This window comes from Lewinella sp. W8 (assembly GCF_004375085.3).
Classification (GTDB): domain Bacteria; phylum Bacteroidota; class Bacteroidia; order Chitinophagales; family Saprospiraceae; genus Neolewinella.
This window is the reverse complement of sequence record NZ_SNAQ03000014.1, coordinates 173,942-190,940: the sequence shown is the minus strand read 5'-3', so window position 1 is coordinate 190,940 and position 16,999 is coordinate 173,942. Positions and strand designations below refer to the sequence as shown.

Sequence of the window (16,999 nt, the reverse complement as noted above, 5' to 3'; positions counted from 1 at the left end):
GATACGGGTGAGGACACTCACCGTAATTCCGTCGCGTGAACTGCATCTGGCTAGAAGTAAGATCGTAAATAATGGTCAGCTAAACCACCTTTACCAATCCTGATGCTAACATATGAGCCGTCGAGTGCAACGAGCTGCTTGTAGGTGTCGCGTACTGGGGCGTTAGCCTTTGGCCGGATGAATCTGGCGCTATGGGATCGGTTTAGTTTTTCTCCCCAAGGTCGGCCGACCAGTCAGCTCGTGCCTCGCGCCTGGGCGGACGACCGGACAATGATCTTCCCTCTCCTTAGCCTTAGTTTCCTTTTTCTTACTCATCCCGAGGGCACACTTAAAGGAACCGTTCGCCTGCGGCAGACCGGCACGCTTCAAGGTGCCAGCCGTGCTCTCCAGCAATCATTCTTCCTTCTCCTCTGCCGTAGCAATTGCTGAGGTATGAGCCTTTCGTCGAATGAATCCGTAGCTAAAGGATCGGTAAAGTCCCAAGGTCGGCCGACCAGTCAGCTCGTGCCTCGCGCCTGGGCGGACGACACACAACGATCCTCCGTCTTCATTCTTCCTTCTCTTCGACTTCCTTTTCATTTTCCTTAGCCTCCCCCCCCACAAGCATAACCTGCAATTAACGATTGAATAATATCTGCACATCACCTTTGCGCCAGCAAGTATGGAATTGATCCGGGCGGTATTCCAGCACGGAAGCCGCACCGGATTTTGCTTCTTTATTGCTAAGCGTAATTATATCGGTGTATCCTTTTTTGTAGCCCTTTTGCTCAGGTCGTACTTCCGTGCGGCCTTTTTTTGTCCGGGTACCCTCCGTCGTTGAAACCTGGCCCTGTCTGATGACGTGGCATCCCGGCTAAGCACGAGGATTCCGCTTCGCTGCGCCTGCACCGGCTGAGCCGAGTATTCCGCTTCGCTTCACGCGCTGGCGCCCAAACGAAAATGGCCTCACGAACGACGATCATTGAAACCGTGGTTCTTCTCTTGTTCCTCCGCCTAAGCCTCCGCCTTCTCTTCCGGAATCCGGGAAGACCGGCTTACGGAGCAAACCGGCTCCAGTAATTCGCGACTGGCCTCCATTTTCCTTCTTCACGCCCTCCCCCCTTATTCTCCTTCTCCTTAGCCTAAACCTCCGCCTTCTCCTTCGGAATCCGGAGCCCCAAATCCTTCATCCTTAATCCTACCCCCTAAGCACCAGTCTTTTATCGTACCTTTGCGCCCGCAAATAAGCAAGCTTCCCATGATCACTTACGTTAAGGGCTCGCTGGCGCACAAGAACCCTAGTTTTGTCGTCATCGAGACCGGAGGTATTGGCTATCACATCAACGTGAGCCTGTACACCTACACCAAGATTGAGAAGGCCGAATCCGCCAAGCTGCTCACCCACTTTCACGTGAAGGAGGATCAGCAGACCCTGTACGGTTTTTTTGACGAGACCGAACGGACGTTCTTCCGGCTGCTGATCGGGGTCAATGGCGTTGGCCCCAGTACGGCCCTGGTGGTGCTGTCCAGCATGAACCCCGAAGAATTCCGGGCGGCGGTGATCGGGGAAGACGTGGCCGCCATTCGCCGCGTCAAGGGCATCGGCCCCAAAACGGCCCAGCGCATTATTCTGGATCTGAAGGACAAGATGCTCAAGGAAAGTTTCGCTTCCCCAACAATGCTTGCGCCCGAGAGCAATACGCTTCGCGCCGAAGCGTTATCAGCACTGGTGAACCTGGGTTTTGCCCGGCCCGCCGTGCAACGCGCACTCAATCGGGTTTTTGCCGCCCAAAGCAATTTGGACAGTTCGGAAGCCATCATCAAACTCGCCCTGCGAGAGTTGTCTTCCTGACGACCGCGAAAAAGAATCCCACCGACAAATACTCTTAAAATCTACCCGCCGCAACGCGTCAGCAACCTTGCCACCGTTTTGTAGGGCGCCCGCCCTTTCCCCCCGGGCCGTTTCGAAGGATTGATTGGATATGAATAGACTGCTACTTTTACTCGGTTTTGCCCTGGCCTCTCTCAGTTTCACCTACGTACCTTACCGTAGCGTCGAGGACGCCCAGGCCAGCCAGAAGGAATATGAAGATTTGCTGAGGCTGAATGCCGTAGTGGGCGAGGGCGCAGGTGCCGTGTTCCCCACGGCAGCCGTGACCGATACGCTGCCACCCATCCGCGATCGCCGGCGCGACTTCATCACCGACCCCAACAATAACCCCATTGACCTCCGAGACCCCGCGGCCATCGAACAAACCGTGGAGTACGACCCGGAAACGGGCCGCTACATCGTGCGGGAACGGATCGGTAACATCGACTACCGCCCCCCCACCTACCTGACCTTCGAGGAGTACTTCAAGTACCGGGAAGAGCAAGACAAAAAACGCTACTTCGATCAGTTGGCCGGCGTCGGTAACCCCGAAGACGCCATTTCCGTCGGCGACCCCCTGGCCGACATCGAACTGGACCCCGAGCTGATCGACAACCTCTTCGGCGGCACCGAAATCGACATCCAGCCCCAGGGCTCCGTGGACCTCAGCTTCGGCCTCAACTACCAGTTCCAGGATAACCCCTTCATCGTCGAACGCTTCCGCCGGAATACCATCTTCGACTTTGACATGGACATTCAGATGAACGTCACCGGTCAGATCGGCGATAAACTGAAACTGAACACCAACTACAACACCGGCGCCACCTTCAACTTCGACAACCAGATCAAACTGGACTACAACAGCGAAGCCTTCGGTGAAGACGATATCCTCAAAAAAATCGAGGCGGGTGACGTAAGCCTCCCCCTGCGCGGCTCCCTGATCGAAGGGGCGCAATCCCTCTTCGGACTGAAAACCGAACTCCAGTTCGGCCACCTACGCCTGACGGCCATCGCCTCCCAGCAGCGGAGTCAGCGGGAAAAGCTGACCATCGAGGGCGGCAGCCAGCTGGCGGAGTTTGAGGTGTACGCCGACAGCTACGACGAGAACCGGCACTTCTTCCTCAGCCACTACAACCGCGAGGTCTACGAAGAGGCCCTGTCTAACCTGCCCCAGATCAACACCCTCTTCCACGCCGAGAACATCGAGGTCTGGATCACCAACGACCGCAACGAAGTTTTTGACGTGCGGGACATCCTGGCCTTCGCCGACCTCGGCGAGCCCACCCGATTGACCAACCCGCGGGCCGTACAGCAGTTCCCTACGCCCCGCTACCAGGAGCTCTGTGACGGATTGCCCCTGCCGGACAACGGCGCCAACGACCTCTACGCTAAACTGGTAGCCGCCGGCGACAACGTCCGGGACATCGACCGCTCGGTAAACGTCCTGCAGTCCGCACGCTTCGGGTTGGAACAGATTCGCGACTTCGAAAAAGTACAGGCCCGTAAGCTGAATCCCCGGGAATATACCGTGAACCCCGAGTTGGGTTTCATCTCGCTGAACATCAACGTGCAGCCGGACCAGGTGGTCGCCGTTTCCTACCGCTACAAATACAACGGTGAGATCTTCAAGGTCGGGGAACTTTCCGTAAACCAGGACAACTCCAGCACCGACACCAGTGAGTTCGCCAACCAGGTCCTCATCACCAAGATGCTGAAGTCCTCCACCCAGCGGGTGAGTGAGCCGAGCTGGGACCTGATGATGAAAAACGTCTACTCCCTCGGGGCCTATCAGGTAAACCAGGAGGATTTCCGGCTGGACATTCAGTACGACGATCCGGGGGGTGGCTTTAAGCGCTTCCTGCCCGTGCCGCTGCGGCCTCGCCCCAATGTTACTCCGGTCCCGGGCCTCCCGCTGATCCGGGCCTTCAACCTGGACCGACTCAACGTCCAGAACGACCCCCAGCCCGACGGGGTATTCGACTTCGTGCCGGGCATCACCATCAACCCCACCACGGGACGTATCTACTTTCCCGTACTGGAACCCTTCGGTAGTGACCTGGCCGAGCTGCTGAACGAGGAAGACCAGGCGCAGTTCGTTTACCAGGAACTGTACGACTCGACGATCTTTCAGGCCCGGGAGTTCCCGGAAAAGAACCGTTTTGCCATCCGGGGATCCTACAAGTCTTCGGTACAGTCGGAGATCAGTCTGGGGGCCTTCAACATTCCGCCCGGATCGGTCCGCGTTACGGCGGGGGGCGCCCTGCTGGAGGAAGGCCGCGACTACTCCGTGGACTACAGCACCGGACGGGTGCGCATCCTCAACGACGCCATCCTCAGCTCCGGGGTGCCCATCAACGTGAGCTTCGAAGACAACACCATTTTCAGCCTCCAGCAGAAGACGATGCTGGGGCTGCGGGCGGACTACGAGGTTAACGACAACCTCAGCGTCGGGGGTACCTTTATGCAGCTCTTTGAGCGGCCCTTCACCCAGAAGGTGAACCTGGGGGAAGACCCCATCAACAACAAGATTTACGGACTGGACGCCACCTTCCAAAAGGAGAGTGGCTGGCTGACCCGCATGGTGGACAAGCTGCCCTTCTACAGCACCAGTGCACCGTCCAGCGTCAGCGTCACGGCGGAAACGGCCTGGCTCCGCCCCGGCCACAGCCGGGCCATTAATCAGAGTCGGCAGGATAAGGACGGCATCGTGTATTTGGATGACTTCGAGGGCACTTCGGCGCCCATTGACCTGATGGTTCCCGTGCAGCGGTGGTTCCTCTCTTCGGTTCCGCAGAACGATGCGGCCAACAACAATCCCAAATTCCCGGAAGCCCGGGAACAGGGGCTGGTGACGGGGGCCAACCGGGCCCTGCTGAACTGGTTCCGCGCCGAGCCCAACGCCCGGGAAGCCCAGGACAACGAGAACGTGTACACCAGTCCGGTGCCCCAGCAGGAGGTATTCCCCAACGTGGATATCCCCATCAGTCAGCGGCAACGCTTCCCCTTCTTCACCTTTGACATGGCCTACTACCCCGACGAGCGGGGGCCCTACAACTTCGATACGCCCTCCGGTATTCCCGGCTTCACGGCGGGGGTGAACCTGTTCAACGATCCCATCGCTCCGGTAAAGCTGAACGACCCCGAGACCCGTTGGGCGGGCATCATGCGGGAGATGACCACCCCGGATTTCCAGTCCTCCAACATCGAGTTCGTGGAATTCTGGATGCTGTCTCCCTTCCTGAACCCCACCAACCCCCAGCAGGCGGCCGACGATGCCGACCGCAAGCAGGGTACCCTCTACCTCAACCTGGGTAACATCAGTGAAGACATCCTCAAGGACAGCCGGAAGTTCTTCGAAAACGGACTTCCCGGCCCCGCCAACCCCAACCGCCCGACGGACGAAACGGTCTGGTCCCGCGTTCCGGTAGCCCAGCAGATTACGCAGGGCTTCGACAACGACCTGGACTCGCGCCGGGCCCAGGACGTCGGGCTGGACGGCTCCGATGATGACCGGGAACGGCAAAAATTCTCCGACTATCTGCAAACCCTGGGGAATACCAACCAGAATGTTGCCGACATCGTCGCCCGGGACCCCGCCAACGACAACTTCTTCTTCTTTGATAACGACCGTTATCCGGAGGGGGCTCCCTTGTTGGAACGTTTCAAAGCGTGGAACGGGGTGGAAGGCAACAGTGCGGCCAACAACAACACGGCGAACAACCTGCGCCAGAGTACCACGAACCTGCCTGACGCGGAAGACATCAACCAGGACAATACCCTGAACGAAGCGGAGAGCTACTTCGAGTACGAGATTCCCTTCGTGCAGAGTCGCACCAACCCCCGGGAACTCGACATGGAGCAAACGCCCTTCGTGACGGACCGCCTGGAGGCCACCAACAGTGGTCGGGTCTGGTACCGTTTCCGGGTGCCGCTGAACTCCGAGCAGCGCCGGGCCATCGGGGGAATTCAGGATTTCCGCTCCATCCGCTTCATGCGGATGTACCTGACGGACTTTGAGGCCCCGGTGGTGCTTCGTTTTGCGGAATTCGAACTGGTGCGTAACAGCTGGCGGCGGTACAACCGTCCCTTCCAGGCGGGCCCCGTAATCGGCGGAGAAGAGAACACCGAGTTCAACATCGATGCCGTAAACATCGAGGAGAACAGTAGCCGGGAACCCTTCAACTACGTGCTGCCCAACGGCATCCGCCGGGAGCAGAGCCTCGGGGTAGTGAACACCCTCCAGAACGAGCAGTCACTGGCCCTGCGGGTGGAAAACCTCCAGCCCAGTGGCCGTCGGGCGGTGTTCAAGTACACGGATACCGACCTGCGGCTGTACGATAAACTGCGGATGTTCGTCCATGCGGAAGCCCTGAACGATAGCCGCTTTGACCGTCCCGAAGACGGAGAACTACAGCTCTTCGTACGGATGGGTACGGACTTCGAGCAGAACTATTACGAATACGAGGTGCCGCTGACGATGTCCGATACGTCCGGAATAATGATGGCCCTTGATTCTAGCCGGAACTTCTTAAACAGTCAGGCCTACTCAGACATTGTGTGGGTGCCCAGCAACGAGGTTAACCTGCCGTTGGCCCTGCTACGTGACCTGAAGGTCAACCGGAACAACAGCGGCGTACCCCTTACCCAGGAGTACGAAGAAACCTTCCGGCCCTTTACCGATCCGGATGAATACGATGAGGGCCCGATCCGGGATATCGAACACACCATCCGGGTGAAGGGTAATCCCAACCTGGGTTTCGTCAAGGTATTCATGATCGGGGTGAAGGCCCGCGACGATTTGAATACCGGCGGCATCAGCGCCGAAATCTGGGCGAACGAATTGCGCCTCGAAGGACTGGACGAGCGCGGGGGCGTTGCCGGCCTCGTTCGTGCCGACGTGCAGCTGGCCGACCTGGGTAGCATCACCGCCGCGGCCAACTACAGCAGCATCGGCTTTGGTGCCCTGGACAACAGTGTGACGGAACGTAACCGGGAACAAACGGCGGGCTATGACCTGGCCGCCACCGTTTCCCTGGACCGCTTCTTCCCCCAGCGGTGGGGCCTACGCCTACCACTGTACCTCCAGCACAGTAAGTCCGTTTCTACTCCCGAGTACGACCCCTACGACTTCGACATCAAGTTGAAGGAAAAGATCGACGCCGCCGAGGCACCGATCCGCGACTCGCTCCGGGAACAGGCCCAGGAAATCAACAAGATTTCCGCCATCAACCTGAACGACGTCGGGATCACCCGACAGAACGCCAGTGGTAAGCCGAACCCGCTGTCCATTGAGAACTTCAGCGTCAGTTACGGCTACACCAAAACTGAACGATCGGATCCCTTCATTTCCAGTGAGGTAATCCAGGATCATACCGGTGCCTTTGACTACACCTTCAGCCGGGGGCGGGGCGGGTCCATTGAACCCTTCAAGGGCATCAAGAGCAAGTACCTGAAGCTGATCAGTGAGATCAACTTCAATCCGTTGCCGAACAGCTTCACCTTCGCCAACGTCTGGAACCGAAGCTTCGCCACGACGAGTTACCGCTTCGCCGATGTGGACCCGCGCTTCAATACCTTCTTCAACAAGCGCTTCACCTGGGATCGGACCTACGACCTGCGCTGGGACCTGACCCGCAGCCTGAAGCTGGGCTTCAACGCCAACATGAACGCGGCCATCGACGAGCCGGACGAAACCAGGCTTCAGGAGCGATTCGCTACCGCCGCCGAGCGGGACGAGGTGCGCCGGGACAGTATCTGGAGCAACCTGCTGAACGGCGGTCGCCCCAAGCTGTACCGTCACAGCATCAACGCCAGCTACACCCTGCCGCTGCGCTTCCTGCCCTTCCTGGACTTTGTCAACGTCCAGGCCAATTACCTGGGTAACTACGCCTGGAACGCGGCGCCGCTGAGCGTACAGGATCTGGGACTGGGTAACCGCATCCAGAACAGTCAGAGCCGCCAGCTGACGGCGGACCTGGACTTCGTGAAACTCTACGACCAGATCGGCTTCCTGCGGGACATCAATCGTCCGCAACGAAGCAGCCGGACCCGGGCAACTCCCCGGGAAAGGGAAGAAAACAAGGACGGGGAAGAGGGCCGACAACGGAAGCGAAACGCCGGTCCTAGCCCAGCCGTCCGGGCAATCGTGCGGCCGCTCATGGCGCTGCGGCGCGTGCGGGTGAATTACAGCGAGGACTTCGAGACCGTTATTCCCGGCTTCCTGCCGGAGCCGGAATTTCTGGGACAGAGTCCCGGATTCGGAGCGCCCGGATGGGGATTCGTGGCGGGACTTCAGCCGGAGATTCGGACGCTGGACCCCAGCCGCTACGGCACCGAAGACGACTTCCTGCACCAACTCGGGGAGGATGGCTATCTGTCGCGGAGTGTCTTCCTCAGTCAGGACGTCATTCAAAACTATACCCGCCAATGGGACGGGCAGGCCACCATCGAACCCTTCCGGGATTTCCGACTGGAGCTTACCATCGACCGCAGCTTCACGGAAAATTATACGGAGAGCTTCAAGGTCCAGGACAAGGGATCGGGAGATAACCCGTTCATCCACGCCGTTCCCGTACGCGAGGGCTCACTGACCTTCTCCAACGGGGGTGCCCGAACGCTCTTCAACCAGGATACGACCAACCTCAACGAACTGTTTGAAACCTTCGAGGGGAACCGGCGCATCATCAGCCGCCGCCTGGGCGATGGTACCCTGCACGAAGACCCGGCGCTGGCGGCCCAGGGGTATTCGTTCGGGTACGGACCGAACCAGCAGGACGTACTCCTGCCGGCCTTCCTGGCCGCCTACCGCGACGAAGACCCCAACAGCGTGAGCCTGGATCCCTTTGACCTGCCGGCCAGCCCCAACTGGCGACTGACCTACAATGGGCTAAGCAAGGTCGGGGGCTTGAGTGAAATCTTCCGTCGGGTGAACATCTCTCACGGCTTCCAGTCGACCTTCTCAATCAGCAGTTACGGCACGAGTCTCGATTACCTGGATGCCCTGGAGCAGGCGACTACGCCACAGCTGACGGGCTACGATACGGTAAGCCTCAACTACTTCCCGCGGATCGAGATTCCGAACATTTCGGAAACGAAATCCTTTGCGCCCCTCTTCTCGATTGAGGCGGAGATGGTCAACGGATTGTCCTTCAACTTCGCTTACCAGAGTACCGACAACCGGAACATTAACATCATCAGCAAGCTGCTGAACGAGAACGTTGCGACGGAGGTCGTGGGTGGTTTCGGGCTGATCCTGGAGGACGTCCAGATTGGCTTCCTGCAGGGACGCCGGGGCCGGCGCTCGCGGGACCGGAACCAGGACGCCGAAGCGCCCAGCAACAACCGCCGGGGAGGCAACAGCCGTTCGGGTGGCCGCCTGAGCGTGAGTGATATGGACATTCAGTTCAACTTCAGCCTGCGGGACTCGAAGACCTACGCCAGTAGACTTAATCCCCGAATCCGGGAAATCGTGGAGGGTAGCCGCATCTTCACCATTGCGCCCTCGGTGGAGTACCAGGTCAACGACCTACTGAGTTTACGGGCCTTCTTCGACTACCGGAAAACCACCCCCTTCAACCCCCTCGGCTTCCCGCAGACGGCGGCGAGTGGCGGGGTCGTGGTGCGCTTCCAGTTGAATTAAATAGGGGGCACAAAATTTTGTACCCCAACTCCCGAAATCGGACCATGGCTGCGGCGATGGTCCGATTTTTTTGCCCGGAGGGCAGGTGCCGGGGACGTGGGTATGGCCGGGGTAGCGGCATAAATCATCGGACGTTAGGGTACGTCCCCGTAGTAGCGGCACAAAATATTGTGCCGCTACGGTGCATCCCCAATACGAGCCGCGATTCCTCAGGAATCGCGTTGGCCTGCAGTATGGCATCGCCGGTATGGGGCGCGGCACAAAATTTTGAACACGGCCTAAACCAATCGCGTGGCACCTGCGCGCCAGCGCCCGTCGCCAGAAGTAGCGACACAAGATCTTGTGTCGCTACCTACCTTTGCGGCATGGCAAATGACCAATCATCCCGCGGCGTGCTTTACCTGATTCCTTCCCCCCTCGGCGAGGAGGGCCCCACGCCACTGACGACGGCGACCGTGGAGCAGATTCTTCCGCTGCGGCACTTCGTGGTGGAGACGGGGAAGGTCGCCCGGCGTTTCCTGAAGACCCTGGGCGTGCCCCTACAGGCGTGTACGTACTACGACCTCAATAAGCGCACGCGTCCGGAGGACCTGCCGGCCATGCTGGCTCCCGCCCTGGGGGGAGAAGACGTGGGCCTGCTCAGTGACGCCGGTGCTCCGGGAGTAGCCGACCCCGGTGCGCAACTGGTGCGCCAGGCCCACGCCATGGGCATTCGGGTGGTGCCGCTGGTGGGCCCCTCGGCCATTTTATTGAGCATCATGGCCTCCGGACTGAACGGACAGTCCTTCACCTTCCACGGCTACCTGAGCCCGAAACGCCCCCAACTGGCCAAGGACCTGAAACGACTGGAAGCCGAGAGCCGCCGCCGACGGGCCACCCAACTCTGGATCGAGGCGCCCTACCGCAACCAGGCCACCGTGGAGGTGGCCCTGGAAAGCCTCGCCCCCAACACCCTGTTCTCGGTGGCGACCGACCTGACGCAGCCCACGGAATTTATCCATACCGCACCGATTCACGCCTGGGAAAAGGCCATCGGGGCCACCCTCCAGAAGCGGCCGGCCATGTTTTTGTTGCTGGCGCAATAGGCCGGAGGGAGCAGAATTCCGTAAATAATACTACATTTGTAGTAGTCAACGTTCTGATGACATAACTATCTGGAGTCTAAAGGCGTTAGATTCCTTAAATTTGCCGTTCGCTTACGCAATCGTATTCCCATGTTACGTTTTCTTCTTTCTCTGCTACTGTCTTTCACGTCCCTGTTGTTGTCGGCGCAGTTTGCGAGCCCCATCAGTTGGGACTTTAGCTATACCAGTGTAGCCGAAGATCAGTACGATTTGATTGCCACGGCTACGGCCGAGGATGGCTGGGCGATCTACAGCCAGTTTACCGACGAGGGAGGCCCCGTGCCCACGACCTTTTTCTGGGAGGAAGGCGATCACTACGAACTGGTGGGTAAAACCAGCGAGGAAGGCCACAAGAAGGAGGGCATGGACGATATGTTTGGCGTCAACGTGGCTAAGTTCCTCAGTGACGAGCCCGTCGTTTTCACCCAGCGGGTGCGGATCAAGGATTACGGTACTCCGATTGCCGTTTCGGTGGAGTTTATGTGCTGCGACGATGAGCAGTGTCTGCCCCCCACCGACGAGCCCTACAGTTGGAACATCCCCGCTCCGGGGCCGGACCGCGCCGAAGCTGCCGAGGTGACGCCCGCTCCGGCGGAAAAGGCAACGCCTCCTGAGCCGGAAACGACTACTGCGGAGGTTCAGGCCGCGCAGCCGGAAGCCAAGCCGGAATCGGCCGTGACTGCCACGGAAACGCCCGCTGATTTTACGGTGCAAACCTACCGGGCCAGCGAGCTTCCGGCCCACGAAGAAGACCCCGTGACCTGGGTTTTTCGCGCCGTAAACGTGGCTCCCCAGGAGTACCGGATCGAGCTGGAGGGTACCATGGAGCCGGGCTGGACGGTTTACAGCATGACCACCGATCCCGAGATCGGGCCGATCCCCACGGAAATGGTGATTGAGGCGGCTGAGGGGCTGGAAATCATCGGCGAGGTCGTGGAAGAAAGCGCGACGCTCAAGAAAAAATATGACCCCGTCTGGGACGCGGAGATTGCCAAAGTTGACGGGGGGAAGGTACTGTACGCTCAGACCGTCAGGGTCGACGGTGCCGATAAGATTACCGGCTACATCAGCTACCAGACCTGCGACGATGAGCTCTGCTTTCCGCCGACGGACATTCCGTTCGTCCTTGACCTATCCGGGGCGGAGCCCGTGGCGAGCATTGACGGCCTGACCGGCGACGGTGGGTTGGTGGTGGATGCCGGATCGACGACCGATCTGGTGACCGCGCCCGTGAGTGCTTCCGCCTTCGGGGTGAACTTTGACCCCGAGCCGGTAGGCGAGTGCAGCGAGGGGGTGGCCCAAACGGAGGGACAGAGTTTGTGGGCTATCTTTGGCCTGGGGTTACTGGGTGGACTTTTTGCCCTGATCATGCCCTGTATTTTTCCCATGATCCCCCTCACGGTCAGCTTCTTCACGAAGAGTTCCGGCACCCGCGCCCAGGGCATCCAGAAGGCCGCCCTTTACGGCTTTTTCATCTTCCTGATCTACGTATTGCTGAGCCTGCCCTTCCACGTGGTGGACGGGCTGGACCCCAACCTGCTCAACCAGGTGGCCAGCAACGTCTGGCTCAATCTGGTTTTCTTTGCGGTCTTCCTCTTTTTTGCCGGAAGCTTCTTTGGCTTTTACGAACTGACGCTCCCGGAGAGCTGGAGTAACCGGGCCAGCCGGGCCGAAGGCACCGGCGGCATCGCCGGAATCTTCTTTATGGCCCTCACGCTGGCGCTGGTGAGCTTCAGCTGTACCGGTCCCATCCTGGGGAGCCTTCTGGTGGAAGCCGTTAGCGGCGGGGCGATGCCCCTCACCGCCGGCATGGCCGGTTTCGGGGTAGCGCTGGGACTTCCCTTCGCCCTCTTCGCGGCCTTCCCCGGCGTACTGAAGAGCATGCCCAAAAGCGGCGGCTGGCTGAACAGCGTGAAGGTGGTCCTGGGATTCGTGGAAGTGGCCCTGGCCTTCAAGTTCCTCAGCAACGCCGACCTGGTCGGCAACTGGGAAGCTCTGCGGATCGAACCCTTCCTGATCGTCTGGATGCTCTGCTCCCTGGGGATTGCCGCCTACCTGTTCGGCTTCATCAGCTTCCCCCTCGACAGCAAAAACCGGAAGCCGGGCCCGATCGGGCTGGCCGTTGCCCTGGCCGGTATCGCCTTCACCGCCTACCTGGGCTTTGGCTTCACCAATGATCCCGATACGGGGAACTACCGTACGCTCAACCTGCTCAGCGGAATCGCTCCGCCGGTTTGCTACAGCTACTTCAACGCCTGTGACTGCCCCCAGAACATCACCTGCTTTAAGGACCTGGACGAGGGGCTGGCCTACGCCCGCGAGGTGAACAAGCCCGTCATGCTCGACTTCACGGGTTACACCTGCGTGAACTGCCGCAAAATGGAGGAAAACGTCTGGAGCGAAGACCGGATCAAGCGTATCCTGAGCGACGACTACGTGCTGATCAGCCTGTACGTTGATGACCGGAAGGCGCTCCCCGAAGCGGAGCACCAGGAGGTGGACCGCATGGACGGCACCGGACGGACCCGGACCATCGACGAGGTCGGGGAGAAGTGGCAGTACCTGCAGCAGAGTGTGTTCAGCAAGGCTTCCCAGCCCTACTACGTGCTGGTGAGCCCGGAAGGCACGACGCTGAACCCTCCGGTGGCGTATACGCCAGACGTAGCCGAATACGAAAACTTCCTCAAGTGCGGTTTAAGTACTTACCAGGAATTACGGCAGGGTAAATAGGTCCATTATTTGTTTTTTGGCCCATTGCTTTCGCATCTTTCCGTCAGGGGAGGAACCTACCTCCCGTCGTCCCTGTTGCAGGGAAAGCACTTTCGTGCACCAGAACAAAAATCACCACCCATGCAAAAGTTACTTATTCCCGTTTGTTGTCTGATGATGTTGACCACCGTTTTCAGCTGTAGCCCGAAAACTACGGCTGGGGCTACCGAGGGTGGCGAAGACTGGGCCGCCCGGGCGGCCGCCTACAAGAAAAATCCGGAGGCTTTGCGGCAGTTCGTCGAACAGTGCGAAGATGCCCAGGCCCAGGTAACCACCCTGAACGAACAGATTACCCGCTACCAGTCGGAGGCCGGTGCCGCCCAGCGGGACCTTTCGGCCGCGCAGGCTCAGGTTGCTTCCGCTCAGGCCGAAGCGCAACAGCTGCGTGTCCAACTGGAACAGGCCCAGGCCGCCCTGGCTGCCGCTCCTAAGCGAGACGAGGTCGTCACCGATGCTGTCGTGCCCGGGGTCATCTTCCAAGTACAATTGGGCGCTTTTGCCCAGAATACCGTTGACCCCAGCCTGGCCACCGGCGAAGCTCTGGAACTTCAGGAGCAAAATGGCCTGCAAAAATTTGTGGTCAGCCAGTTCCGTACCTACGCTACGGCCGCGAAACTCCGTGATCGCCTTAAGCAGATGGGCGTGAAGGACGCCTTTGTCGTCGCTAGAAACAACGGCGAACGCATCAGCGTACCCGAAGCCCTCAGAATGTCGGGACAGGGGGGGTAGTTGGTTCTTTAGACTGTTGGTCTGTTAGAAGTGGAGTAGTGTTATACCCTAACTTCCAGTAGACCAACCTACAAATTCTTCACTTCTCCCACGAGCTCCTGCAGGCTGGCCTTGGCGTCGCCGAAGAGCATCTTGTTGTTCTCCAGGAAAAAAAGCGGATTCTGGACGCCGGCGTAGCCGGGGCTCATGCTTCGCTTCAGGACGACGGTTTGTTTTGCCGTCCAGGCCTTCAGCACGGGCATCCCGTAGAGGGGGCTGGCGGGATCGTTTTCCGCATCCGGGTTAACGACGTCGTTGGCGCCGATGATGAGCACTACGTCGGCGCCGGCCAGCGTATCGTTGGCGGCATCGAGGTCGAGTAGCTTTGGGTAAGGAACGTCCGCTTCGGCCAGCAAGACGTTCATGTGGCCGGGCATCCGCCCGGCAACGGGGTGGATGGCGTACACTACGTCTACACCGTTGGCGGAGAGCAGGTCGTCCAGTTCCTTGCAGGTCTTCTGCGCCTGGGCTACGGCCAGGCCGTAGCCCGGAATGATCACTACACTCTTGGCGTAGAAGAGCTGGATGGCCAGGTCGGAAGGATTAACGGTCTTGACCACCTGGTCGCCGTCCGCGCCGCCACTGGCGGCGCCACCCCCACCGAAATTGCCGATGATGACGTTGAGCAAGGAGCGGTTCATCGCCCGGCACATCAGGATCGTCAGGATCGTGCCGCTGGCGCCCACCAGGATACCCCCGACGAGCATAATCTGATTACCGTAAACGATGCCGGCCGTAGCGGCCGAGAGCCCCGTAAAGGAGTTGAGCAGCGAGATGACCACGGGCATATCCGCGCCCCCGATGGGGGCGACGAAGGAAAACCCGTACACCAGCGTCAGCACCAGTAACCCGATGAGCAGCCCGGTCGGGATGTTTCCCGTAGTGGTCAGGTACACCCCGAAGCCCACCGTTGCGAGGAGGAGAACGAGGTTGACGGCTCCGTGATAGGGTAGCGTCACCTGACTGTCCCAAACTTTTCCGTCCAGTTTGAGGTAGGCCAGAATACTGCCCGAAAAGGCCACGCCACCGATGAGCAGCGTCAGCATGAGAACGGACAATTGCGCGGCCCCGGTGGCGGCGCCTGCCTGCTGAAGCTCAATAACGGCCAGCAACACGGCACAGGCGCCCCCCAGACCGTTGAAGATGGACACCATCTGCGGCATGGCGGTCATTTTTACCCGCATGGCGGCCAGCCATCCGAAAATGGACCCCAGGATGAGGGCTCCGGCAATCCAGCCGTAGTTGTTGTGCTCCGCCCCCTCGAAGGGATAGATGAGCGAGGTGGCAATGGCGATGCCGATGCCGGCGGCGGCCCAGAGATTGCCCCGCCGGGCGGTATCCGGGCTACTCATGCCCCGGAGACCCAGCACGAGGGCTACCGCCCCAACGAGATAGGTGACGTTCAGTACGGATGCTAACATTACTTCGTGCTTTTCTTCTTCTTAAACATTTCCAGCATGCGGTTCGTGACCGCAAAACCACCCACTACGTTAACCATTGCCAGAAGTATCCCTAACGCGCCCAGGCTTAGGGTGAAGTAGTCGGTGGGCGAGGAAGTCCTCAAAAGAATAATGGCCCCGATGATGACGATGCCACTGATGGCGTTCGCTCCGGACATGAGCGGAGTGTGCAGTACCGTGGGAATACTCGAAATGACCTCAAAACCGAGAATGACGGTGAACACCAGGAGGTAAATGAGGAGTAAATTCTCGTTGATGAAACTCAGGAGCTGATCCATGGGCGTAGGGGATTATTTTGGGGCAACGGAGGTTGCGGGGGTGATCAGGGAGGCGGTCAGGATATCGTGGTCGAGGGTTTCGGAGAGCTTACCGTCTTCGAGCATGAGCTGGACGAAGTTGACCACATTATTGCTGAACAGGGTGCTGGCGTCTTCCGGCAGCGTGGCCGGTAAACTACTGGCGGCGTAAATCTTCACGCCCCCATGGTCAACCACTTTACCGTCTTCCGTCAGGGCACAATTGCCGCCGCTGGCGGCGGCCAGGTCGATGATCACCGAACCCGGACGCATTTGCTCCACGGTGTCTTTGCTGACGAGCACGGGCGCCTTCCGCCCCCGCACCTGGGCGGTGGTAATGATGACGTCGGCTCTGGCGGCCCGTCGGGCCACTTCTTCCCGCTGCCGCTGCAGGAATTCTTCACTCTGGGCGACGGCGTAGCCGCCGGCATCTTTGTCTTCCGCAGCTCCTTCGACCTGGATGAACTGCGCCCCGAGGCTTTCGACCTCTTCCTTGGCGGCCAGCCGCACGTCGGAGGCTTCCACCTGAGCCCCCAGGCGTTTAGCCGTGGCGATGGCCTGCAGGCCGGCTACCCCGGCTCCCAGCACGAGTACCTTAGCCGGCTTTACGGTTCCGGCCGCGGTAATCATCATCGGGAAGTAGCGGGGGAGGGCCATGGCGGCCGTGAGCACGGCCCGGTAGCCGGCAATGGAGGCCATCGAAGACAATACGTCCATGGCCTGCGCCAGACTACTCCGGGGAATCATGTCCAGGCTGTAGGCCCGCAGTCCGCGAGCGTGTAGCTCGTCTCCTACACCCTCCCGTTCGAAGGGAGCAAAGAGGGCTACGAGAATGCTGCCCTTACGGACCTGATCGAGATCGGCCGGCTCCGGCGGGTGAATGCTGAGTAAAAGATCACTTTCGGCCAGGACCGTTTTACGAGCGGTAACCTTTGCTCCCGCCGCCGAAAAAGCGTCGTCATCGGCGTTGCTGCCCTGGCCGGCACCAGCTTCCACGAGGACGGTAACTTGCTGGTCGGCCAGCTTTTTTACCCCGGCCGGCGTCAGGGCAATCCTTTGGTCACTGATCTCTTTAAGTACCCCAATCTTCATCG

At 59.5% G+C, this 16,999-nt stretch carries 8 protein-coding genes; 5 read left to right on the top strand and 3 right to left on the bottom strand.

The features are described from left to right. Nucleotides 1-1,237 precede the first annotated feature (1,237 nt). The 5 genes from ruvA (at nt 1,238) to E1J53_RS16105 (ending at nt 14,110) form a co-directional block, all read left to right on the top strand. Nucleotides 1,238-1,831, top strand: a complete 594-nt coding sequence (gene ruvA / locus E1J53_RS16125; protein WP_134273400.1) for a Holliday junction branch migration protein RuvA — start codon at nt 1,238-1,240, stop codon at nt 1,829-1,831. 130 nt (nt 1,832-1,961) lie between these two features. Beyond that, the gene (gene sprA / locus E1J53_RS16120) at nt 1,962-9,488 is read left to right on the top strand and encodes a cell surface protein SprA (protein WP_134273399.1); all 7,527 of its coding nucleotides are present in this window, start codon (nt 1,962-1,964) and stop codon (nt 9,486-9,488) included. Nucleotides 9,489-9,853: 365 nt separating this feature from the next. Further along, nucleotides 9,854-10,573 carry an SAM-dependent methyltransferase gene (locus E1J53_RS16115; RefSeq protein ID WP_134273398.1) on the top strand — a complete coding sequence of 240 codons (720 nt, stop codon included), beginning with the start codon at nt 9,854-9,856 and terminating at the stop codon, nt 10,571-10,573. Nucleotides 10,574-10,702: 129 nt separating this feature from the next. Continuing rightward, nucleotides 10,703-13,342, top strand: a complete 2,640-nt coding sequence (locus tag E1J53_RS16110) for a protein-disulfide reductase DsbD (protein WP_134273397.1) — start codon at nt 10,703-10,705, stop codon at nt 13,340-13,342. A 120-nt stretch (nt 13,343-13,462) separates the two neighbouring features. Further along, nucleotides 13,463-14,110, top strand: a complete 648-nt coding sequence (locus E1J53_RS16105) for a hypothetical protein (RefSeq protein ID WP_134273396.1) — start codon at nt 13,463-13,465, stop codon at nt 14,108-14,110. A gap of 68 nt (nt 14,111-14,178) precedes the next feature. Here the strand turns inward: E1J53_RS16105 and E1J53_RS16100 are convergent, their stop codons facing one another. From E1J53_RS16100 to E1J53_RS16090, 3 genes are read right to left on the bottom strand one after another with little or no spacing between them, the layout of a single operon-like run. Then, nucleotides 14,179-15,570, bottom strand: coding sequence for an NAD(P)(+) transhydrogenase (Re/Si-specific) subunit beta (locus E1J53_RS16100; protein WP_134273395.1), 1,392 nt, complete (start codon nt 15,568-15,570; stop codon nt 14,179-14,181). Further along, nucleotides 15,570-15,887, bottom strand: coding sequence for an NAD(P) transhydrogenase subunit alpha (locus tag E1J53_RS16095; protein WP_134273394.1), 318 nt, complete (start codon nt 15,885-15,887; stop codon nt 15,570-15,572). The genes E1J53_RS16100 and E1J53_RS16095 overlap by 1 nt, the downstream gene beginning before the upstream one ends. 12 nt (nt 15,888-15,899) lie before the next feature. Then, on the bottom strand, nt 15,900-16,997 hold the full coding sequence (locus tag E1J53_RS16090; RefSeq protein ID WP_134273393.1) for an NAD(P) transhydrogenase subunit alpha: 1,098 nt from the start codon (nt 16,995-16,997) through the stop codon (nt 15,900-15,902). Between the last annotated feature and the right edge of the window lie 2 nt (nt 16,998-16,999).